Annotated in this window: 19 protein-coding genes and 6 pseudogenes; 17 read left to right on the top strand and 8 right to left on the bottom strand. The window is 69.7% G+C overall.

Features of this window, described 5'->3' with window-relative positions:
• The 3 pseudogenes from AB0947_RS41570 to AB0947_RS41560 form a co-directional block, all read left to right on the top strand.
• A pseudogene (locus AB0947_RS41570) lies at window positions 1-228 on the top strand (transposase); the annotation flags it as partial.
• A 35-nt stretch (window positions 229-263) separates the two neighbouring features.
• Window positions 264-434, top strand: a pseudogene (locus AB0947_RS41565) (IS5/IS1182 family transposase); the annotation flags it as partial.
• 119 nt (window positions 435-553) lie between these two features.
• A pseudogene (locus AB0947_RS41560) lies at window positions 554-842 on the top strand (transposase); the annotation flags it as partial.
• Window positions 843-965: 123 nt separating this feature from the next.
• On the opposite strand, the gene AB0947_RS41555 reads toward AB0947_RS41560, so the two are convergent.
• The gene (locus AB0947_RS41555; protein WP_366755564.1) at window positions 966-1,121 is read right to left on the bottom strand and encodes a hypothetical protein; all 156 of its coding nucleotides are present in this window, start codon (window positions 1,119-1,121) and stop codon (window positions 966-968) included.
• Window positions 1,122-1,160: 39 nt separating this feature from the next.
• Window positions 1,161-3,227 carry a glycoside hydrolase family 36 protein gene (locus tag AB0947_RS41550; RefSeq protein WP_366755562.1) on the bottom strand — a complete coding sequence of 689 codons (2,067 nt, stop codon included), beginning with the start codon at window positions 3,225-3,227 and terminating at the stop codon, window positions 1,161-1,163.
• A gap of 458 nt (window positions 3,228-3,685) precedes the next feature.
• On the opposite strand from AB0947_RS41550, the gene AB0947_RS41545 reads away from it, so the two are divergent.
• The 6 genes from AB0947_RS41545 to AB0947_RS41520 all read left to right on the top strand — a co-directional run bounded on the left by AB0947_RS41545 (window position 3,686) and on the right by AB0947_RS41520 (window position 10,046).
• A complete protein-coding gene (locus AB0947_RS41545) occupies window positions 3,686-4,453 on the top strand; it encodes a GntR family transcriptional regulator (RefSeq protein WP_366755561.1) in 768 nt (255 codons plus the stop codon).
• Between the two features lie 200 nt (window positions 4,454-4,653).
• Window positions 4,654-5,949, top strand: a complete 1,296-nt coding sequence (locus AB0947_RS41540; protein ID WP_366755560.1) for a D-tagatose-bisphosphate aldolase, class II, non-catalytic subunit — start codon at window positions 4,654-4,656, stop codon at window positions 5,947-5,949.
• On the top strand, window positions 5,946-7,109 hold the full coding sequence (locus AB0947_RS41535) for an SIS domain-containing protein (RefSeq protein ID WP_366755559.1): 1,164 nt from the start codon (window positions 5,946-5,948) through the stop codon (window positions 7,107-7,109). Before AB0947_RS41540 ends, AB0947_RS41535 begins: the two co-directional genes overlap by 4 nt.
• Before the next feature lie 49 nt (window positions 7,110-7,158).
• On the top strand, window positions 7,159-8,151 hold the full coding sequence (locus AB0947_RS41530) for a BadF/BadG/BcrA/BcrD ATPase family protein (protein ID WP_366755558.1): 993 nt from the start codon (window positions 7,159-7,161) through the stop codon (window positions 8,149-8,151).
• Window positions 8,148-9,098, top strand: a complete 951-nt coding sequence (locus AB0947_RS41525) for a DMT family transporter (RefSeq protein ID WP_366755557.1) — start codon at window positions 8,148-8,150, stop codon at window positions 9,096-9,098. The genes AB0947_RS41530 and AB0947_RS41525 overlap by 4 nt, the downstream gene beginning before the upstream one ends.
• A gap of 96 nt (window positions 9,099-9,194) precedes the next feature.
• Window positions 9,195-10,046 carry a ketose-bisphosphate aldolase gene (locus tag AB0947_RS41520; RefSeq protein ID WP_366755556.1) on the top strand — a complete coding sequence of 284 codons (852 nt, stop codon included), beginning with the start codon at window positions 9,195-9,197 and terminating at the stop codon, window positions 10,044-10,046.
• 87 nt (window positions 10,047-10,133) lie between these two features.
• Here the strand turns inward: AB0947_RS41520 and AB0947_RS41515 are convergent.
• Window positions 10,134-10,524 (bottom strand): annotated as a pseudogene (locus AB0947_RS41515) (transposase); the annotation flags it as partial.
• A 121-nt stretch (window positions 10,525-10,645) separates the two neighbouring features.
• Here AB0947_RS41515 and AB0947_RS41510 point away from each other — a divergent pair.
• Window positions 10,646-11,002 (top strand): annotated as a pseudogene (locus AB0947_RS41510) (aspartate/glutamate racemase family protein); the annotation flags it as partial.
• Between the two features lie 437 nt (window positions 11,003-11,439).
• Here AB0947_RS41510 and AB0947_RS41505 read toward each other — a convergent pair.
• Window positions 11,440-11,622, bottom strand: a complete 183-nt coding sequence (locus AB0947_RS41505; protein WP_366755566.1) for a hypothetical protein — start codon at window positions 11,620-11,622, stop codon at window positions 11,440-11,442.
• Between AB0947_RS41505 and AB0947_RS41500 the strand changes: the two genes are divergently transcribed.
• Window positions 11,621-11,857, top strand: a complete 237-nt coding sequence (locus tag AB0947_RS41500; RefSeq protein WP_366755555.1) for a hypothetical protein — start codon at window positions 11,621-11,623, stop codon at window positions 11,855-11,857. The genes AB0947_RS41505 and AB0947_RS41500 overlap by 2 nt on opposite strands.
• On the opposite strand, the gene AB0947_RS41495 is transcribed toward AB0947_RS41500, so the two are convergent.
• The 3 genes from AB0947_RS41495 to AB0947_RS41485 form a co-directional block, all read right to left on the bottom strand.
• On the bottom strand, window positions 11,837-12,343 hold the full coding sequence (locus AB0947_RS41495) for an IS3 family transposase (protein WP_366755554.1): 507 nt from the start codon (window positions 12,341-12,343) through the stop codon (window positions 11,837-11,839). The two genes, AB0947_RS41500 and AB0947_RS41495, sit on opposite strands and share 21 nt — an antisense overlap.
• A gap of 24 nt (window positions 12,344-12,367) precedes the next feature.
• Window positions 12,368-12,967: an NAD(P)H-dependent oxidoreductase gene (locus AB0947_RS41490; RefSeq protein WP_366755553.1), complete on the bottom strand. Its 600-nt coding sequence runs from the start codon at window positions 12,965-12,967 to the stop codon at window positions 12,368-12,370.
• Between the two features lie 113 nt (window positions 12,968-13,080).
• A complete protein-coding gene (locus AB0947_RS41485) occupies window positions 13,081-13,917 on the bottom strand; it encodes an NAD(P)H-binding protein (protein WP_366755552.1) in 837 nt (278 codons plus the stop codon).
• A 90-nt stretch (window positions 13,918-14,007) separates the two neighbouring features.
• Between AB0947_RS41485 and AB0947_RS41480 the strand changes: the two genes are divergently transcribed.
• Window positions 14,008-14,970, top strand: a complete 963-nt coding sequence (locus tag AB0947_RS41480; RefSeq protein WP_366755551.1) for an AraC family transcriptional regulator — start codon at window positions 14,008-14,010, stop codon at window positions 14,968-14,970.
• A 148-nt stretch (window positions 14,971-15,118) separates the two neighbouring features.
• Here the strand turns inward: AB0947_RS41480 and AB0947_RS41475 are convergent, their stop codons facing one another.
• The gene (locus AB0947_RS41475; protein ID WP_366755550.1) at window positions 15,119-15,325 is read right to left on the bottom strand and encodes a cold-shock protein; all 207 of its coding nucleotides are present in this window, start codon (window positions 15,323-15,325) and stop codon (window positions 15,119-15,121) included.
• 778 nt (window positions 15,326-16,103) lie between these two features.
• On the opposite strand from AB0947_RS41475, the pseudogene AB0947_RS41470 reads away from it, so the two are divergent.
• The 5 genes and pseudogenes from AB0947_RS41470 to AB0947_RS41450 form a co-directional block, all read left to right on the top strand.
• Window positions 16,104-16,726 (top strand): annotated as a pseudogene (locus AB0947_RS41470) (sulfatase-like hydrolase/transferase); the annotation flags it as partial.
• Between the two features lie 669 nt (window positions 16,727-17,395).
• Window positions 17,396-17,545, top strand: coding sequence for a hypothetical protein (locus AB0947_RS41465; RefSeq protein WP_366755567.1), 150 nt, complete (start codon window positions 17,396-17,398; stop codon window positions 17,543-17,545).
• Between the two features lie 668 nt (window positions 17,546-18,213).
• Window positions 18,214-18,972, top strand: a complete 759-nt coding sequence (locus AB0947_RS41460) for an SDR family oxidoreductase (RefSeq protein ID WP_366755549.1) — start codon at window positions 18,214-18,216, stop codon at window positions 18,970-18,972.
• Window positions 18,973-19,052: 80 nt separating this feature from the next.
• A complete protein-coding gene (locus tag AB0947_RS41455) occupies window positions 19,053-19,952 on the top strand; it encodes an AraC family transcriptional regulator (RefSeq protein ID WP_366755548.1) in 900 nt (299 codons plus the stop codon).
• Window positions 19,953-20,059: 107 nt separating this feature from the next.
• On the top strand, window positions 20,060-20,221 hold a 162-nt coding region (locus tag AB0947_RS41450; RefSeq protein ID WP_366755565.1), incomplete at its 3' end, for a transposase.

Below are 20,221 nucleotides of genomic sequence, written 5' to 3'. Positions count from 1 at the left end.
AGCCACCTGCCCAGCGGAGCGACACCGAAGCCGGTCTGGCTGTGGTGGTCAGGCACCGACGCCACCGCGGCGGACGCCGACCGTCTCTGGCAGGCCTACCTGCGACGCTTCGACATCGAGCACACCTTCCGCCTGTTCAAACAGACCCTCGGCTGGACCTCCCCAAAGATCCGCACGCCCGAGGCCGCCGACCGCTGGACCTGGCTCATCCTCGCCGCCTACACCCAACGGGGCCAGCACACTCGCGTAGAGGTTGGATACGCCGGGCCCGCCGATGAAAGGACCCGACCTTGGTGGTCCTGGACACGCGGAATGTCCAGGTGGCTGCCGAGGTTCCCGCCTCCACCACCGGCCGGGATCCGGTGAAGAAGATCCCGGGCCGCAAGCGGGGACTGGCCGTTGACATGCTCGGCCTGGCCGTCGCTGTGAACATCCGGCCCCTGCTCGACGCGCTCGACCTCCAGGAGGACGCCGCCCGGGCTCTGGCCGACGGTCTCCGCACCTGGTCACTGAGCTGCACGACCGGCTGCGGGAAGCCGTCCGCGCCTGCGAAGGCCGCAGCGCCGAGCCGAGCGCGGGGGCCGTGGACTCGCAGTCGGTGAAGGCAGACGTCACCGTCACCTTCGGCCCACGGGGCTTCGACGCGGGCAAGAAGATCAACGGTCGCAAGCGGCACCTGCTCACCGACACGCTCGGACGCCGGCGGCGGCTACACCGGCCACCTCACCGACTGGACCAGCCCGCACCTCGGCCTCGTCCTCGACATCGTCCGCCACAGTGAGGACGTCCGAGGCTTCCAGGCCCTTCCCCGCCGCTGGGTCGTCGAATGGTCCTTTGCCTGGTTTCTGTGCAGCCGCCGCCTGGTCGGAGACTGCGTACGCCGCCCCGACACGAGCGAAGCCCCGGCACCGGCCGCAGCAGGAAGGCGTACGACGTGGGCGCGTGCTCCGGCGACCACATCCGGTTCAGCTCACCTCGTAGACGCCGCACGCCCCGTGCCGGTCCGCCAGATGTCCGACGGTGACGCCCGGGACCAGCGCGACCTTACCGGCCATGCCGGGTCCGAGCCGCCACCTGACCTGGCGGGGGAAGCGGGGGCCCGGCAAGCGTGTGGCACGCATGATCAAAGAGTGTCGCCCGGCCGCCCGGCCGTCCGCCGATCAGCCGATGGGCTCGGCCACGATGAGCTGGAACCGCTCGAAGGACAGCTTCAGGGTGTTGTGCTGAGCAGTGGCGGTTCCGAGTGACTTGCCGGTGAACGGGTCGGTCAGGCGGTACCGCGTGCGGCCCAGACCGCGCAGCTCGACCGTCCCGTCCCACTGGTCGGCGTAGAAGGCGTAGTGGAGGGTCCGCTTCGTGGCCACGACATGCGCCTCGGGCTTGTCGAAGCCGATGTCGTACAGCTCACCGCGGTACTCGCCGGTGGGCAGCATGTTCTTCTCGTACAGGGACACCCACTTGCGCCAGAGGACCTCCTTCTCCGGGGTGAGGTCGGTCGCCTTGTCCGGGGCTCCGGTTCCGGGGAGGGTGAACTTGGTCGACAGGACGGCTCCGACCCCGTAGGAGGACGCGAAGTCGTCGCCGTTGTCGCTCAGTTCGACGTGGTCGCCGGCGTAGCTGCTGCCCGCGCCCATCAGCGCCTTCATCGACTTGCCCTTGCTCCGTACCTGGTAGGAGGACTCCGGGTCCGAGCTGGGGTACTGGTCGACGTAGGGCAGGTTGTGGAAGGCGAAGGCGGTGCCGCAGGGGCAGAGTTCGACGAGGGTGTCGGGGTTCGCCGCATGCGCGGCTTCGTGGATCGCCTTCCAGAACCGCGCCACGCCCTCGGTGGATTCCTCGGGGCGGGCGTGCCGGTGCTTCGGGTTGTAGCAGGGTGCGACGCTGTTGAGGTGCTGGCCGTCGATCTTGAGCCCCTCGTAGCCCCAGTCGCCGATGAACCTCTTCGCCTGCTCGACGAAGTAGTCCACGGTCGGCTGGTAGGCCGGGCAGAGCGTGTAGGCGTCCCACCAGGTGACGTCCTGCTTGTTGCCGTCGCGGTCCAGCAACAGCATGTCGGAGTGGTCCCGGATCAGGTTGCTGTCGGGGTCCGCCGCGAGCGGGGCCCACCACAGGCGCGGTCGCAGGCTGGCGTCCCGTATCTCCTTGGTGAAGGCCCGCATGTCCGCTTCGCCGCGCGGGAACTTCGCCGTGTTGATGTCCCAGTCACCGTCGTTGGTCTGCCAGCCGTCGTCGAGCACGACCCAGCGCAGGCCGACCTCGTGCGCCTTCGGCAGCGTTCCGGTGACCTGCTCGACGGTGAAGTCGCGCTCGTAGCCCCAGGCACACCAGATGGGCTCGAAGGCCGAGGCGGGGACTTGGGGAGCGCGCTGGCCGATGTCGCTCATGTAGTCGCGGTACCGCTGGAGCGGCACGAAGTGGTCGCCCGGGAGGGCGGTCAGGAACGTGGTGCCGGTGCTGAGCCGACGGCCCGGCTTCAGGATGCGGGCGGTGTCGTCCTGGACGGCGATGCTCACGCCGTCGGCCGTCTTGCGGACCGGCATGCGCAGGATCGTCGCCACGGGCTCGACGTGCCCGACGGAAAGGCCCGCGCCCCGGCGCCAGACGGTCGCCAGCGGGGTGCCGCCGCCGTAGTCGGAGGAGTCCATCCCCAGCGAGTTCTCCTGGACGTAGCCGTCCTTAACCGGCATCACCCAGTCGCGGCGGTCCGTGTACGTGGTGCCGGAGAAGGTGTAGAAACCGCCGGGGGTCTCCAGGAGTTCGTGGGCTCCGTTGCGCCACCCGGTGACCTTCAGCGCGGTGGAGGACCTGTTGGTGTAGGTCACCTTCATCACGATCATGCCGGCCAGACGCTCGAAGGAGGTCAGCTCGACCGTCTTGTGCACGCCTTCCTCGGACATGCCCTCGATCGTCACCCGGACGCCCGCGCCGTGGCGGGGGTGCCGGGTGGCGCGGGCCCGGTGTCCGCGGTACGCGAACGCCTCGATGGCCTTGTCGCCCACCAGCAGGGCTTCGCCGGCGTCGAAGCGGGTGAGGTCGACACCCTTCAGCGCCACCCGGCTGCGCAGTTGATCGTCGAACTCCAGGGTGATGGAGGTGTCGCCGACTCCGACGAGGTCGGGATCCGAGTTCGGTGCGGCGGCCGCGGGTGAGGCGCCCGTGGCCACGGCGGGGAAGGCGGCCAGACCGGCACCCCCCAGCGCCACCTTCAGTACGCTTCGCCGGTTCATGTCCGTCATCTCGAACTCTCTTTCGGTCGTGCGTGCCCGACTGGGGCAGCTGCCTTCTGTCCGTCGTGGTGGATCGTTCCGAGTCGAGCCGCGTGCTCGCGACGAAGCGGCCGTCCGTAAGGGTGGTCGGCGCCTGGTCTGCTAGTGGTTTTCGCAGGGGGTCGGGTGGGGTCGGGGGAAGGCGTGGCGTCCGAACGGGCACCCGGTGCGAGGTCGCCTCCGGCGGCGGGGCGCGGCCATCCCCGGTGAGCTGCTACAACGCTGCCTCGATCCCCGCAGGGTGCCCGGGGTGCGGCGAAACGGAAGGTCGCTCACGGGCGACTTCTCCATCACCGGGTGGCCTGCTGCGAGAACGTAAGTGGTATTCGAGTGGCCTGTCAACGGGTGGGCCGCCCGGACGAGGTTCGTGCCGTCGATCGAATTGGTATCTTTCTGGTATGAAGGATTCGAGAACGCCGATGCCCAGAGGTCTGTTCGGGGACGATGCCCTCCCGTTGTACGAGCGCACGGCCACGCAGTTGCTCGAGGACCTGCGCGCTGCTGCCGCCCGCCCCGGTGACCGGCTGCCCTCCGAGCGGGCTCTGGTCGAGCGGTACGCCGTGTCGCGCGTGACGCTGCGAGCGGCCCTCGCGCAATTGGAGACACGGGGCATCGTGCGGCCGTCGTCGTCGCGCGGGTGGTTCGTCGCCGAGCTCGGTCTGCTCCCCGAGGCGACGATGACCTCCGGCTCGGTGGCCCCGCAGGTCCAGGGGTTCGCCGACTATGCCCAGGCCAACGGCTTGACGACGGCCGGCAAGGTGCTCTCCGCCACCGTCCGCCCGGCCACGGTGTCCGAGGCCGAGCGACTCCGGATCGCTCCGGGCGCCGACCTCTTCGACCTCCACCGACTGCGCTTCCTCGACGGTCTGCTGGTCGTGCTCGAGCACAACCGGCTCCCTTTGGCGGTCTGCCCGGCCCTGGTCGAAACCGACTTCAGCACGGCCTCGCTCTACGCCACCCTGCGCGCCGCCGACCCGCCGCAGTTGCCCCGCGTCGCCGACTATTCGGTCGAGGCCCGCCACCCGACACCACGGGAGATCGAGCTGTTCGAGATCGCGGAGACCATGCCGATGCTCGTCGCGACCCAGCTGACGTCGAACCAGGAATCACGCCCGATCGAACTGACCGTCCAGGTATACCGGGGGGACCGCTACCGGTTCCGGGCCTCCATCACCAATCAGGGCTGATTGATCACCGCAGGTCACGGAAGCTCTCCTCCTTCACCAGGTACCACCTGCGGGGCGGACGTCGCGCCCGGCGCCTAATACCAGTTGCATACCAGAATAAGACTATTGACGGCCATGAATGAGACCAGTTACTGTCCCCACTGGGCTCCCGGCCAACGTGGCGAAAGGGCTCGAAATGCACGTTGAGTAAGGGGTTGGCAATGCAGAGCCCGTTGAGCGAGGTGGTCCGGCGTCAGAAGGCCGGACAGCCGCAGGGCATCACCTCGGTGTGTTCGGCTCATCCACTGGTCATCGAGGCAGCCGTGGTGCAAGCACGGGAGAGCGGCGGTCATGTACTGGTGGAGGCGACCTCGAACCAGGTCGACCAGTACGGCGGGTACACGGGCATGCGGCCCGCGGACTTCCGCGACCTCGTGTACCGCATCGCCGCCGAAAGTGGTCTGCCACTGGACCGCGTGATGCTCGGCGGCGACCACCTGGGACCGAACCGGTGGCAGTCCCTGACGCCCGACGAGGCGATGGAGCGGGCCGACGCCCTGGTCGCCGCCTACGTGGCGGCGGACTTCACCAAGATCCACCTGGACTGCAGCTTCGCGTGCGCCGGTGACCCCGTACCGCTGACCGACGACGTGGTCGCCGAACGCGCCGCGCGGCTGATCCGGGTCGCCGAGGAGACGGCCGGCCCCGAGCGGGCCGAGCGGATCCGGTACGTGATCGGTACCGAGGTGCCCACGCCCGGCGGCGCGCACGAGACGCTCGGCGCTCTCGTCCCGACCACGCCCGAGGCGGCGCGCACCACTCTGGAGCAGCACCGCAGAGCGTTCGCCCGGCACGGCATCGGCGAGGTCTGGCCGCGTGTCATGGCCCTCGTCGTCCAGCCGGCCGTCGAGTTCGACCACCTTCAGGTCGTCGACTACCGGCGGGAGCTGACCGAGGAGCTGCGCAAGGTCCTCGACGACGAGCCCACCATGGTCTACGAGGCCCACTCGACCGACTACCAGACCGCCGAGGCGCTCACCGCGCTGGTCGAGGACCACTGGGCGGTCCTCAAGGTGGGCCCCGGGCTGACCTTCGCCCTGCGCGAGGCGCTGTTCGCCCTCGCCGCGATCGAGGACGAACTGGTGCCGGCGGCCGAGCGGTCACGGCTTGCCGAGGTCGTCGAGCGGCGGATGCTCGCGCAGCCGGCCACATGGGAGGGCTACTACCCGGGTGGCGCCGCCGAGCAGCGCCTCGCACGCCGCTACAGCTACAGCGACCGAATGCGCTACTACTGGCCCGACCCCGAGATCGAAGAGGCCCAGGCCCGGCTCCTGGACAACCTCTCGGCCGTGGACATCCCCCTGCCGCTGCTCAGCGCACATCTTCCGCTCCAGTACGCCCGTGTCCGCCACGGCGAACTCGCCGCCCGGCCGCGCGACCTGGCCGTGGACCACGTCCGCGATGTTCTGCGCGATTACGACCGCGCCTGCCGCCCGAACCAGAAGGAGTACGTGTGACCACGCCCTCCGGCACGCTGTCCTTGGACGACGGCGCTGCCCACACCGTCCGCGAGATCGCCCAGCAGCCCGCGCTGTGGCGCGAGGTCGACCGGATCGTCTCGGCCTCCCAGGACTCGCTGGATGCCTTCCTGCGTCCGCTCGTCGCCCGCGGCGATCTGCGTGTGGTGCTCACCGGCGCCGGCACCTCCGCCTTCGCCGGCCAGGTGCTCCAGCCCGCCCTGGCCCGGCGTCTGGGACGGCGCGTCGACGCGGTTGCCACCACGGACCTCGTCGCCGACCCCCGCGGCTGTCTCGCCGAGGACGTGCCCACGCTGCTGGTCTCCTTCGCACGGTCGGGCGACAGCCCCGAGTCCGTGGCCGCCACCGCCCTGGCCGACCAGGTTCTCTCCGAGGTGCACCACCTCGTGATCACCTGCAACGAGCAGGGCCGTCTGGCGCGCGAACACGCGGGGCTGCCGAAGTCCTACGTGCTGTTGATGCCGCCCGCGTCCAACGACCGCGGCTTCGCCATGACGTCGAGCTTCACGTGCATGACACTCGCGGCACTGCTCGCCCTGGGCGGCAGCGCCTACGACGGCGTCGCCGAACGCCTGGCCCGGGCAGCCGAGTCGATCACCGACAGCAGCGCTGTCGACCGCACCGTCGGCGCCCTACTGGAGAGCGCGCCCGAGCGGATCGTCTTCCTCGGCAGCGGCCCGCTGAAGGGCCTCGCCGAGGAGTCGGCGCTGAAGGTGCTCGAGCTCACCGGTGGCACGCTCATGGCCGTCGCGGAATCCTCCCTGGGATTCCGGCACGGCCCCAAGGCGGTACTCAACGACCGCTCGGTCGCGGTGGTGTACATGTCGAACGACCCGTACACCCGCAAGTACGACCAGGACATCTATGCGGAGCTGCGCGGAAATCTGCCCGCCGGCAGCGTCGTCACGGTCTCCGCGGACTCCGGCGCGGACACGGAGGGCACAGGCACCGACGCCTGGCCGCTTCCGGGCCTCGATGGCGTCGAGGATGTCGCCCTGGCGCTGTCCGCCGTGGTGTACGCCCAGCTCATCGCCCTGCGTGCCTCTCTGGCCCGGGGCCTGCGGCCCGACAACCCGTTCCCCTCGGGTGAGGTCAACCGCGTGGTGCAGGGCGTGACCTTGCACTCCTTGCACAACTGATCAAAGGCATCGACGGCGCGGTTCGAGGGCGCCGGACGGAGGTACAACGATGTTCCTAGGTGTCGACGGTGGCGGTACGAAAACCGCATTCTGCCTGATCGACCGGTCCGGACACGTCGTGGCGCGAGCGCAGGCAGCGAGTTCGTACTACTTCTCCCACGGCATCGAGCTTGTCGAGCGTGTGCTGAAGGAAGGCGTCGAAGCTGTCTGCGCGGCGGCCGGGCTGACCCCTGCCGACATCGAGTACGCCTTTTTCGGGCTGCCCGGTTACGGGGAGGCGGCCCGCGATCTGCCCGTCCTGAACGCGACCCCGCGAGCGGTGCTCGGGCACGACCGCTACGCCTGCGACAACGACATGGTCTGCGGCTGGGCGGGTTCTCTGGGCGCGGTCGACGGCATCAACGTCATCAGCGGCACCGGTTCGATGACCTACGGCGAGCGGCTGGGCCGTGGCGTGCGCATCGGTGGCTGGAGCGAGATGTTCGGCGACGAGGGATCTGCGCACTGGATCGCGGTCCGGGGCCTCAACGCCTTCTCACGGATGAGCGACGGGCGGCTCCCCGAAGGCCCCCTGGCCGAGGTGTTCCGGCGCCACCTGGATCTCGCGTCCGACCTCGACGTGATCGACGTCGTCCACAACCAGGGGCAGGGCGACCGGAGCCGGATCGCCGCGCTCAGCCGCTCGGTGGCCGAGGCGGCCGCTCTGGGCGACGAGGTCGCCACGGAGATCCTCACCGGCGCCGGCCGGGAACTCGCCCTGCTCGTCGACGTCACCCGCGAGCGGCTGGAGTTCGGCCCGGACGAGACCGTACCGGTCTCCTACTCCGGCGGCACCTTCGGCGCCCACACGGTGCTGGAGGCGTTCGCCTCCGGCTTGAAAAATCGTTCTACCAACTATGAGCTGCGACACCCTCTCTACGAGCCTGTCGTAGGCGCCGCCCTGTACGCGGCAAAACTCGCCGGAACCCCGCTCGACCAGCCCGCGCTCGACGCGCTGCGCACGGCCCCCGGGACCCCTGCCTCAGGAGAGGACGACCGATGAACAGAGGCACAAAGAGCTGGATCGTGTACGCGTCGCTGCTGGTCCTGTTCTGGGGTGTGTGGGGCGCCTTCTCCAGCGAGCCGAACAGCAGGTACGGCTACCCCAACGAGATGATCTACATCATCTGGGCCTTCACGATGCTCATCCCCGCGTACTTCGCGATGCGCGGCAACACGTTCGACCGCCGACCGATCGCCGCCATGTACGGACTGATCGCGGGACTGACCGGCGCAGGCGGACAGTTGCTGCTCTTCCACGCGCTCGCCAACGGCCCGGCGTACCTGATCTTCCCCCTGGTCTCGCTCTCCCCGGTGGTCACCGTCCTCATGGCGATGGCGCTGCTGCGTGAGCGGATCAACCGGCTCGCCCTCGTGGGTGTCGTCGCGGCGCTCGCGGCGATCGTGCTGCTCAGCATTCCCAGCGCCAAGGACGACTCGAACTCGCACGGCCCGTGGCTGCTGATGGCCATCCTGATCTGCGTCGCCTGGGGCGTACAGGCGTTCTGCATGCGCAAGGCCGCGTTGGTCGGGGTCAACGACGCGACGACCTTCGGCTGGATGACCATCAGCGGACTGCTGCTGGCGCCGGTGGCGTTCGTGATGATGGGCGATTTCCCGTCCGATGCCCCGTGGCAGGCGCCCGCGCTCACCGCGGTGACGCAGGTCCTCAACGCGGTCGGCGCGCTGTTCCTGGTCATGGCGTTCAGCCGGGGCAAGGCCACGGTGGTCGCACCCTTCACCAACGCACTGGCACCGGTGCTGACCATCGTGCTGTCCCTGGCGGCCTACCAAACGCTCCCCAACGTATGGGGCACCCTCGGCATCGTGCTGGCCCTCACCGGCTCGACCCTGATGGTCTACAGCGACGAGAAGAGCGGCGAGAGTTCCGTGGCCCCGGGAGCGGCGGACGACGGCGCGGACGTGAGCCCGGCCCCGCAGAAGTCCTGATCGCCCGCCTATCCGTACCGGCCGAACCACGTAGCGGTACGGGCCGACACCGGTCCGTACTCACCGAACCGACATTGAAAGCGAGGGCACACCCTCATGCCCCTGGTTTCCACGCGCGAACTCGTCTCGAAGGCCGCCGCCGCGGGCCGGGCCGTCGCGGCGTTCAACGTGATCACGCTGGAGCACGCCGAGGCGATCACCGCCGGCGCATCCGCCGCGGGTGCCCCGGGGGTGATCCTGCAGATCAGCGAGAACGCCGTACGGTTCCACGGCGGCAGGGCCGAGCCGATCGCACGGGCAGCGGCCGAGGTCGGCAAGGCCTGTGACGTCGACGTCGCACTGCACATGGACCATGTGACGGACATGCGGCTGCTGCGCACGGCGGCCGACGCGGGGTTCTCCTCCGCGATGTTCGACGCCGGGGCGCAGCCGTACGCCGAGAACCGCGCCGCCACCCGCGCCGCGGCCGAATGGGCCCACGGCGCGGGCCTGTGGCTGGAGGCCGAACTCGGCTATGTGGGCGGCAAGCCCGGCGCCCCCGCGAGCGCCCACGCGGCCGGGGTGCGCACCGACCCGCAGGAGGCGGCGCGCTATGTCGCGGACACCGGCGTGGACGCCCTGGCCGTCGCCGTCGGCAGCAGCCACGCGATGACCGAACGCTCCGCGACCCTGGACCACGCGCTCATCGAACGCCTGAGGGAGGCCGTGCCCGTACCTCTGGTGCTGCACGGTTCGTCGGGCGTCGGCGACGACGATCTGCGACAAGCCGTCCGGGCGGGCATCGTGAAGATCAACATCGGTACCGCTCTCAACGTCGCGTTCACCGGCGCGGTCCGCGAAGTGCTGGCGGCCCGGCCCGACCTGACCGACCCCCGCCCCTACGTCGCCCAGGGCCGGGAGACGATGGCGGAGACGGTTCGGGTCCTTCTCGGTGTGGTGAGCGGCTGAGCGGGCCCGAAGCTTTCCCGCACCCGATGGGGGCAGCTCGAGAGCAAGACGGCGCTGGTCACCGGAGCCACGTCCGGCATCGGAGGCCCGTGACGCGGGATCGTGCAGGGCCGCGAACGCGGAGAGGAACATCGCCCGTTTCAGCTGCCGGTTCCCGCTCCTTGGAGCGTGTTCGCCGTGGACCGAGATCCCCGACTGCGGTCGCCGGAGCGAGTCCCGTGTAGAAGGCCAGGTGGCCGGCGCTCGGGAACGAGCTGGCGTCACCGACGGTGGCCAGGAGGACTGCGGCGGCCTGACGCCGGTGCCGGGCATCGAGGTCAGGACCTCGGCAAGAGGGTGGCCTCCAGCAGGGCCTCGATCCGGGCCTCCAGGGCCCGGCGTTGTTCGTGGACGGCGGCCAGCGACTTCGCCGGGGACGGGGGACGATCACGTCGAGGGTGGCGATGCCCGGGACGACGACGGACTGCTCAAGCCCGGACGTACGGCCTCGTATTCCGGGCCGGCCGAGAAACGGGTGTCCTCCAGCTGGAGCATCTGCCCCGACCGGCCCGTGTCCGCCGGCTGACGCCGGGCGCTACCGCTGTGCTACTGCAGGCCCCGAGTAACGCCTGGAGGTAGCCGGACTGTACGCCCGCTGCGCCTCCGTGCGGGCCGGCGGACTCGCCGTACTGGAGCCGGAACAGGACGAGCAGGCCGCCGTGGACGCGATCACCGAGCAGGCCGTACGCGCGGTACGGGACGACCGGGCGGAGGTGAAATGCCTGGGTTGCGGAGGCATGGCCGGTCTCGCCGAACGCGTCATGGAACGCACCGGCTTTCCCGTCGTCGACGGGGTCAGCGCCGCCATGACGGTTGCCGAGTCCCTGGTCCGCCTCGGCCTGACCACGTCGAAGGTGCGCACCTACGCGCCGCCGCGCCCCAAGCGGATCGTCAACTGGCCCCCGAGGACCGGCTGACACCGCACGGAGCCCGCCCCGCCGGTGCCCTTCCCGCGGCGCTTCGCCCTGCCGGTGCCTGGCCCGTGCCTGTCGGCAGCCCGCCTCCCACCGCCTGCTTCCGGGGGCGCGGGGTATTCTGACGGGCCGTTCCTCCCGCCGCATCGCAGGACGCCGAGGACGTGCCGCGGGGACCGCGACCAGAGAAGAAGGACCGCGATGATTGCGTCAGAGGGCTTCATGCCGGAGTCCGAGCGCGTGATCCGGCAGCTGCGCGACGAGATGCTCGACGGAGTGCGCCGACCGGGTCTGGTCTGCCGTTGGGGGTGCGTTTTGATGTTGTGTGTGGGCTGGGGTTGTGCAGGTTGAGTGGGTGGTCTTCCGGTTGGGAGGGTGGCTGCGGGGGTGTTGGTGAAGGGGGCCTTGACCCCGAATCTTGGACACGGGCTATACAGCTGTCAGCGTAGTTGGTGCTGTTCGGGATGCGGCTTCGTAGGCGATCGCTCTGCGGTGTCCGAGGCTGGAGTGACGGCGTCGGTGTTGTAGCGGTGCAGCCAGCGGAACGCGTCGAGGTGGGCCTCGCGCTCGCTGGGCCTGGTCTTTCGGCCTTGGAGCGCCTCACGTCTGAACGTCGCGTTAATGGACTCGGCGAGTGCGTTGTCCGCGCTGGTGCCGATCGCGCTCGTGGACTGGCGAACGTCGGCCCTGCGGCAGGCGTCGGCGAAGGCCCGGCTGGTGTATTGCTTGGGCTCCGTGGTCGGTGTGCATGACCGCTCCGGCGAGGCTGCCGCGGGTGCGTTCGGCGGCGGCCAGGGTGTCGATGACGGGACCGGTTCGCATGTGATCCGTGATGGCTCATCCGGCCAGGCGACGTGAGGCGAGGTCGATGACGGTGGCCAGGTAGAGGAACTTCCCGCTGTTCACGGGGAGGTAGGTGATGTCGCCGGCGTACTTGGTGTTCGGTTCACTGGCGGTGAAGTCGCGGCCGATCAGGTCCGGTGCCTTCGCCGCAGCCGGGTCCGTAATCGTGGTGCGGTGCCGGCGTCGCAGCACGCCCGCCAGGTTGATGCTCGGCATCACGCGCGCGATGCGCTTGTGGTCGACCCGCTCGCCGTCCCCGCGGAGCTCGGCGGTGATCCTGGGGACGCCGTAGGTGCCGTCCGACTCGCGGTGCACGGCCCGTATGCGGGCGGTCAGGCGGGCGTCGCCTGCCTGTCGGCCGCGCGGACCTCGGCGTCCGGCGCCAGTAGTAGATGCTGGAGCGGGCGATGCCCAGGATGGCGCACAGCACGCCGTACCGACGAAAAGATCAGTAGAAGCGCAGCAGCCAGCGCCCCTGGCCGCACTGGCGCAGCATCTCACCGGTCAGGAGGCATCTGACCTGCCTCATTCCGCCAGGCGGGCATGGATGGCTTCGCTGATGATGCGCACCGCACGGTCAACACCTCGCACCGTGGCCTCGGGGGAGAGCTGTTCGGAGTCGTAGATGAACGCTGTGGAGCCGCGCCGGCTGCCGCAGTAGTCGACGATGCCGTGCTCGATCTGTGTCCGCAGTGCACTTTCATATCCGTGGCGCTCGTACGCACCGGAGTCGTCGCCGGCGATGGGCAGAAGATGCGTGGTGAGGTGCTGCAGTCTCGGCCGTAGCCCGGAAGCGGGGGAGCGCTCGAAGGCCCAGCCGTTGACAAAGACACGGTCGATCCACCCCTTCAACAGTGCGGGCATCGACCACCAGTACACGGGGAAGACCAGTACGAGATCGGTGGCACGTTCAAGGCGACGGTGCTCAGCCATGACGTCAGCCGGATAATCGCCGCCCTCGCGGTACGCCCGGCGATCGGCCGGAGTGAACCGGGGGTCGAACCGCTCCTCGGACAGGTCGGCGATCTCGACCGAACTGGGTTGCAGCGCTGCCTCAAGTCTTCCCAGCACGTCATGCGTCAGGGACCGGGGGTCCGGGTTGGCGGCGACCAGCAGGGTATGCATCGATGGCTCCAGTCACGTGAAGAACGGATGTCAACGAGTGGTGTGGATCGGCAGGATGGCGTGTGGTGCTCCGCCTCCCGGAGTCCAGGACGCCAGGCCGGGGCCCGCGGGACTCAGCGCTGCCAGGCTTCCGCTGCCGTGGCCCGCAGGACGAAGTCCTCGAAAGTCCGCGGCGCGCGTCCCAGCACGGTGGCGACGTCGTCCGTCGTCCAGGCGGCGATCCCGCGTTCAAGCAGCACGAACATCTCGGTGAGGTGCTTGGCCTCGTCCTCGCTCCAGCCCTCCTGGACCAACGTCGCGGTGTACTCGGCCGGGGAGATGCGCCGGTAGACGATGGGCAGCCCGGACGCCCGGGAGATCAGCTCGACTGCCTCCGCCCAGGTCAGCCCGCGCGGCCCGGTCAGCTCATAGACCCGACCGGCGTGCCGGCCGGGCTCGGACAGCACCGCGGCCGCTACGTCGGCGACGTCCTCAAGGTCGATGAACGGCTCTGGGACCGCACCCGCCGGAAGTGCCAGCTCGCCGGCGGCCAGTGGGACGCGGAAGGGGTGCCCGTCGAAGTTCTGGGCGAAGTTCGAGGCACGCAGGACCGTCCATTCCATCGCCGAGCCGCGCACGGCGTCCTCGGCCGAGCGCATGTCCAGCCCGAACACGGAGTCGCCCCAATCGTCGGCGCCGTGACCGGAGAGCAGGACCAGGCGCCGCACACCGGCGGCCTCGGCCCGCGCCACGAACTCGTGCACCGGACCGGGCACGGGCGGGGGCACCACGTAGACGACGGTGACGCCCCGCAGGACCTGATCCCAGCCGGCGGGGTGGAACCAGTCGAACGGGGGCTGGCTGGAACGGGAGGCGGCGCGTACGTGCGTGTCGCGCAGCCGTAACCGGGCGGCCACCCGCCGGCCCGTGTTGCCCGTCGCGCCGAGGACAAGAGTGATGTCGTTGCTCACGAAAGCGATTCAACGACACGCACCCGGACGCTTCCATAGGTGATGCGCCAGATCGCCTGGGTAAGCGTCTAAATCGTTTAGCCTTGGCGGGTGGATGCTTTCGGTGACCTACTGCGCGGATTGCGAGCCCAGGGCTCCCTGTTCGGCAGCTCGACCCTGACCCCGCCCTGGTCGCTGCACTTCGTGGACGGCGCCCCGCTGACCTTGTGCACCGTCCTCTCCGGGGGCGGCTGGATCGTGCCGGAGCGCCGCCCGCCCGAGCGTCTGGGCATCGGCGAGACAGTGATCGTGCGGGGCCCCGCGCCGTTCCTCTTCGTCGACGAGGTGGGCACTCGGGCCGAACCCGTCGCGTGCGGCGCGTTCTGCTCGACGCCCGAGCAGGGCGGGACCCGGTACCGGCTCGGCTGGCACGACGCCGGTACCGGCGGGGAGGACACGACGACCCTGGTCGTCGGTGCCTATCCGGTGCGCGGCGAGATCAGTCGCAGGCTGCTGGACGCGCTGCCCGCCGTACTGCGCGTGGGCTCCGGCGGCGGGCCCGACCCCGTGTGGGACCACCTCGCCGCCGAGGTCGCCGCCGACACGCCGGGCCAGCAGGTCGTCCTCGACCGGCTGCTGGACTGGATGCTGGTGTGCGCGCTGCGTGAGTACTTCGACCGGCCCGACGGCACTCCGCCCGGCTGGTACTCCGCCGGGCGCGACCCGGTGGTGGGCGGCGCGCTGCGCCTGCTGCACGGGGAACCGGCAGCGCCGTGGACGGTTGCCTCGCTCGCCGGCCGGGCCGGGGTGTCGCGGGCCACGCTGGCGAAGCGGTTCACCGATCTGGTCGGCGAACCACCCCTGACCTACCTCACCCGCTGGCGCATGACGCTCGCGGCGGACCTGCTGACCGAACGCGAGACGATGACTGTCGCGGAGGTCGCCCGAGCCGTGGGCTATTCCGACGCGTTCGCGTTCAGCGCGGCGTTCAAACGGGTACGCGGCATCAGCCCCAGCGCGTACCGGCGCACCGCGACGACCCCACCCCCGCAGCCGGCCAGCACGCCCCCGTGACGCGTCTCCAGGGTGCGGTCGTTCTGTGGACGACACGCTTGACTGGGTGGGCCGGCAGGACGGGAGACTGGTCCTGATGAGCGTTCTTGCCGTGCCGTCTTGGCTCGACACACACGCACCGGGCGCTGTCTGGGTCGTAGTGCCGGGGCTACAGCGGCACGACGTTGACAGCCTGTGCGCCCTTGGGACCGGTCTTGATCTCGAACTGGACTTTCTGGTTCTCCGCAAGTGACTTGAAGCCGTCGTCCACGCGGATCTCACTGTAGTGAACGGGGAGTTCCTCGCCGGTCTCATCCGGGATGATGAGACCGAAGCCCTTCGCGTCGTTGAACCACTTCACCGTGCCGGTGGCCATGTTCCCTCCAAGAAAAGCCAGTTGGCTGCTGTGGCCGGGGGCCCCAACAGCGAGACGCTACTGCCCGTCACAGTGTGCCGTTGAAACATCTTCCTCCGCGCACGGCGGCGGTTCCGGCCAAGTTCCGCTGTACTGACCGCAAGATCGGCGTCACGAGCTAGTACCAATACCGGGGACCGTGGAGATTGGCCAGGCCCCGGCGACGGTCTGAATGTCGCGGAGCTGGTTGTCGGCGTAATGCTGAAACACCGGGTGAGCCTGACGCACGACGGGGCTTCGGGACGCGTTGGCACTTCACCCGGGTCACAACTCCCCGGTTGGGTAGCCTCCAAGCTCCGCGCCCGCTGCGGCTGTGCAACCGCCGTCCTCATTCCCAGAGGACCGCCGGCCTGGCGTCGCCTCGTCCAGGCGGGTGCCAAGCACGGGCGCCTTCACCGAGCCCGGCAACACCCCGCGGCGAGACGGGACAAATCCTGTCGAGCGACGCCGCACCACCTGTCGGTCGGCCCGTGGCTGGAGGCTCAGAAGCGGCGGCCGTCGGCCGGGGACCGCCGTGGTGTGAGCGACCACAGGCCCGACCATGAGGCCGACCACGCCTGGTGCGATCTCGACTGCTCGGGCATGTCCGAAGCGACAGGTAATTCGAACAAGCGATCTGGCGTCGGTATGGACGTGACCGACTTTCCCGACGACCTGGTGCAGACCAAGCCGCCTGGACCGCCGCTTACCGAGCACTCGCCGCACCCCGCCCCCGCGCCACCACCGCCTGCTGCTTCTGGACGTGCTCGGCGCGCTGCTGCACAACGACGGCGGATCGGTGACGAAGTACACGGAGATGGTGGAGAGCCTGGACCGGGCCGTCGGCCAGGTGCTGGCCGCGCTGCGCCGCTCCGGGCAGGAGGAGAACACGACCGTGGTGTTCTGCTCCGATAACGGCGGTGAGCGCTTCTCCTGCCAGTGGCCGCTCAGCGGTGAGAAGGCCTCGCTGCTGGAGGGCGGCATCCGGGTGCCGACGATCCTGCGCTGGCCGGACCGGGTCGACGGTCGGCAGGTCAGCCATGTCCCGGTGTACACGCCGGACTGGACCGCGACCCTGCTGGAGGTGGCCGGCGCCCGCCCCGACCCGGCGTACCCGCTGGACGGCCACAGCCTGGCCGGCTATCTGCTGCGCGGCGAACAGGTGCCGGAACGCGGCCTGTTTTGGCGGGTGCGCGGCAACCGGGCGCTCAGACGGGGCGACCTCAAGTACTACCGGGACGCCGACGGCAGGGACCACCTCTTCGACCTCGCGGCCGATGCCCGCGAACAGGCCGACCTGGCCCCGGACCGCCCGCAGCTGCTGGCCGAGCTGAGGGCGGCCTGGGAGACGTGAACGCAACCCTGCTGCCGTATCCCGGCTAGGGTCTGTTGCGAAAGTGGATCTTGTTCTTTGATGATCACCTGTCGTGGGACGTGGGGATCTAGGGATGAAGGCCGCGGGGCGCCCGGGTTCCCTGCATATCGAGGTGGCTCGCGGCACGGTGGGCGGCGCGAAAGCCCGCGGGGCTCGGCCAGTGCCGGGGTAACGGGCCTCTTCGGTGATCAGCCGGTGAGCGCGATAGATGCCGCCGGGCCCAACAGGGCCTGGCCGGAGTCCACGGCAGGATGGACTTCCGACACCCGGACGCACCAGGTAGGCCGGTCGGCGCCGACGTCGTCGAGGTGTTTCCGGCCGCGGCGAACGGGTGTGATCACCATGACGGGCCTGTCCACCGCCTCCGCCCTGACAGGCATCGAAGTCCTCGAACGGAAGGGAGCCGGTCACCCGACACCCTCGCCGACGGCGGACCGAGAGTCCGCCCCATGCCGGGACGGCCGACCGGCCGCGGATCGCCGAGCAGATCAGCCTGGACGGTGCCCGGGAGTCCCGCCTGGCGGGCGAGGGTGGTGGTGCGGCCGACGTAGCAACCGCAGCATCTGGTGCCCCACCGGGTGGAGCTGTCTGGTGGGTGCTCGCCGGCGAGCCAGCGGGTGACCACGGTGTCGAGGGCAGCGTCGGTGACGGGCCCGCGGCCGAGGAAGCGCCGGAACATGACCGGCCCGACGAGCTGGGCGAGGTCGTCGGCGGTCATCTGGATGCCGGAGGGATCCAGGAGCCGCAACCTGCGCACGCTGATGCGCCGCGAGACCGGCATCACGCCGTCGGTATACAAGCGCCGCTTCGGGCCGGAGGCGAACTGACACTCGCGTATCCGCGAGGGGCGGATGGTGATGCACGCGAGGCCCTGTCCCACGAGGCCGCCGTGCGCTGGTCACCAGGCGGCGAGACCAGACCAGAGCCAAGGCCCTCTGCACCGGCTGCCCGCTGCGTATGCACGCCCCGTCCTGGCACGCATCCGGGTCACCGGCACCGGCCAGGACCAGCCCCGTCACAGACCCGACCACATCGTCGCCGGTAATGCCTGCAGCTCCCGCTCTTTCCGCGCTTGCCTGCGACGACGCGGCATCGCGTCCACCGCACGGCGCCGACGACCATGAAGGTGGACGCCGCCAGCTTCCAGTCATCGCCCAGTTCGGGCAGCTTGGCCTGGCCAGCGCGGCGCGCGCGGCCACGTTGTCGATGGCCGCCCTTTTGTACTGGGCGGCTACCTCCGGGGACACGTTGTGCTCCAGCACGCCGGCCTGGCGCTGAGCAGGTCGCACAGCATCCGGCGACGGGCAAGGGACTTGGCGAGCACGGCGGCGAACCGCTCGGCGCGTTCCCGCACCGGCGCAGCTCAGGAGGGCAGCAGGATTGGGCAAGAGGTCGGGAGGATCTTTCTGTTCGCCAGGATGGTGACGCGGTTGGCTTGAGTTGTCACGTTCCGTACGGAGCCTCCAGGGCTCCGGATGCCCAGGAGGCACACCAGATGAAGGTAGCCGTCGTCACCGGCGCCAGTTCCGGCATCGGCCAGAGCGCGGCCGTCCAGATCGCCAGGCGCGGGCCCGGCGTCATCCTGACCTACAACTCCAATGAGCAGGGCGTGAAGGACACCGTCCGCGAGATCGAGCAGTCGGGCGGCACCGCCGTGGCGCTGCGCCTGGACATCGGCGACACGGCCGGCTTTCCCGCCTTCCGTGAGGCAGTTACCGGTGCCCTGCGCGAGACCTTCCAGCGGGACTCCTTCGACCACTTGGTCAACAACGCGGGTTTCGCCGGGATGGCGATGATCGAGGAGGCCACCGAGCAGGAATTCGACAAGCTCACAGACGGCCTGTTCAAGGGCCCGTTCTTCCTCACCCAGACCCTGCTGCCGCTGCTGGCCGACGGCGGTGCCATCGTCAATCTGACCAGCAACTCGACTTTGCCCCAGGTGACCGTGCCCGGTTACTCCGTCTACGCGGCCCTCAAGGGCGCCGTGGTGGTCCTCACCCGGTACATGGCCAAGGAGTTCAGCGCCCGCGGCATCCGCGTCAACTCCGTCGCCCCCGGCGCCACCCGCACCCGCTTCGCCGATGACGCTTTCGCAAGGAACCCCGAGATCATTCCGGACCTGGCGAAGACGTTCGCGCTCGGCCGGATCGGCGAACCCGACGACATCGGCATGGTCGTGGCCATGCTGGTCTCCGAGGAGGGGCGCTGGATCACCGGCCAGGACATCGAGGTCTCGGGCGGCCAGAACCTCTGACCAAGCGCCCGCGATGACATCCCTTTCCCGATCCTGCTGCGACAGAGCAGGCTGAGACGGGTCCGTGCAAGGGTGAAGGCATGCTTCTGGACGAGATGCGCGAGCTGCTGAACCGGCATGCGCGCCCCGATTTCACGACAGCAATCGACGGAGTTCAGGCGTGCCGATTCGACCAGCGCAGCGCTCCTGCCGCGGGCATGTCCGGCACCGTGCTGGCGGTGATCGCCCAGGGCGGCAAGCGCCTCGCCCTGGGCGAGCGCCTGTACGAGTACGGACCCGGTCAGTACCTCGTCAGCTCGGTCGATCTCCCCGTCACCGGCCACGTCGTCGACACCGGGCAGCCCACCCTCGGCTTCGGTATGACCCTCGACCCCGCCGACATCGCTCAGCTGCTCCTGGACGCCGACCCCCGCGACCTTCCTGCCCCGGCACTCAGCGCATCCGTCGGCATCGCGGTCAGACAAGCCCCCTCGGAACTGCTGGATGCGATCGTCCGGCTGCTGCGGTTGCTGGACCGGCCCGCCGACCGCAAGATCCTCGCCCCGCTGGTCAAACGGGAAATCCTCTGGCACCTGTTGCGCGGCGAGCAGGGCCCCGCCATCCGGCAGCTCGGCCTGGCGGACAGCGGACTGGCCCACATCAGCCGGGCGGTCCGGCAGATCCGAGAGCACTACGCGGAGTCGTTCCGGGTCGAAGACCTCGCACAGACAGCGGGGATGAGTGTGTCCGCATTCCACCGGAACTTCCACGCCGTGACGGGAATGAGCCCCATCCAGTTCCACAAGCGCATCCGCCTGCAGGAAGCCCGGTTGCTCCTGGCCAGCCGCCCCTCCGACGTCACCGGTGTCGGCCACACCGTCGGCTACGCAAGCTCCTCACAGTTCAGCCGCGAGTACCGCCGTATGTTCGGCGCGCCACCCAGCCAGGACGCGGTCCGTCTCCGGGCCAAGCCACCCGTACCCGCCGCAGCCCTGCCCTGAGAGTCGGCACTCGAGCGGCTCGCCGCCGAGCGGCGCAAGCGCCGTGCCGACTTGACGCGATCGCCTAAGACGTCATCTCATTTGGCAGCGTGGGTAGGCTGTCGGCCGTGGTGGGGATCGTTGAGCGGCTGGTGCCGGACGAGTTGTGGGAGCTGTTCCAGCGAGTAGTGCCAAAGGCGCCTGTGCGGCCGCAGGGTGGTGGCCGTCGTCGGCATGGTGACCGGGAGGTGCTGGCCGCCATCGTGTTCGTGGCCACGTCTGGCTGCACT

The organism is Streptomyces sp. NPDC047841 (assembly GCF_040704085.1).
GTDB lineage: Bacteria > Actinomycetota > Actinomycetes > Streptomycetales > Streptomycetaceae > Streptomyces > Streptomyces argyrophylli.
This window is presented reverse-complemented; position numbering and strand designations above follow the sequence as displayed.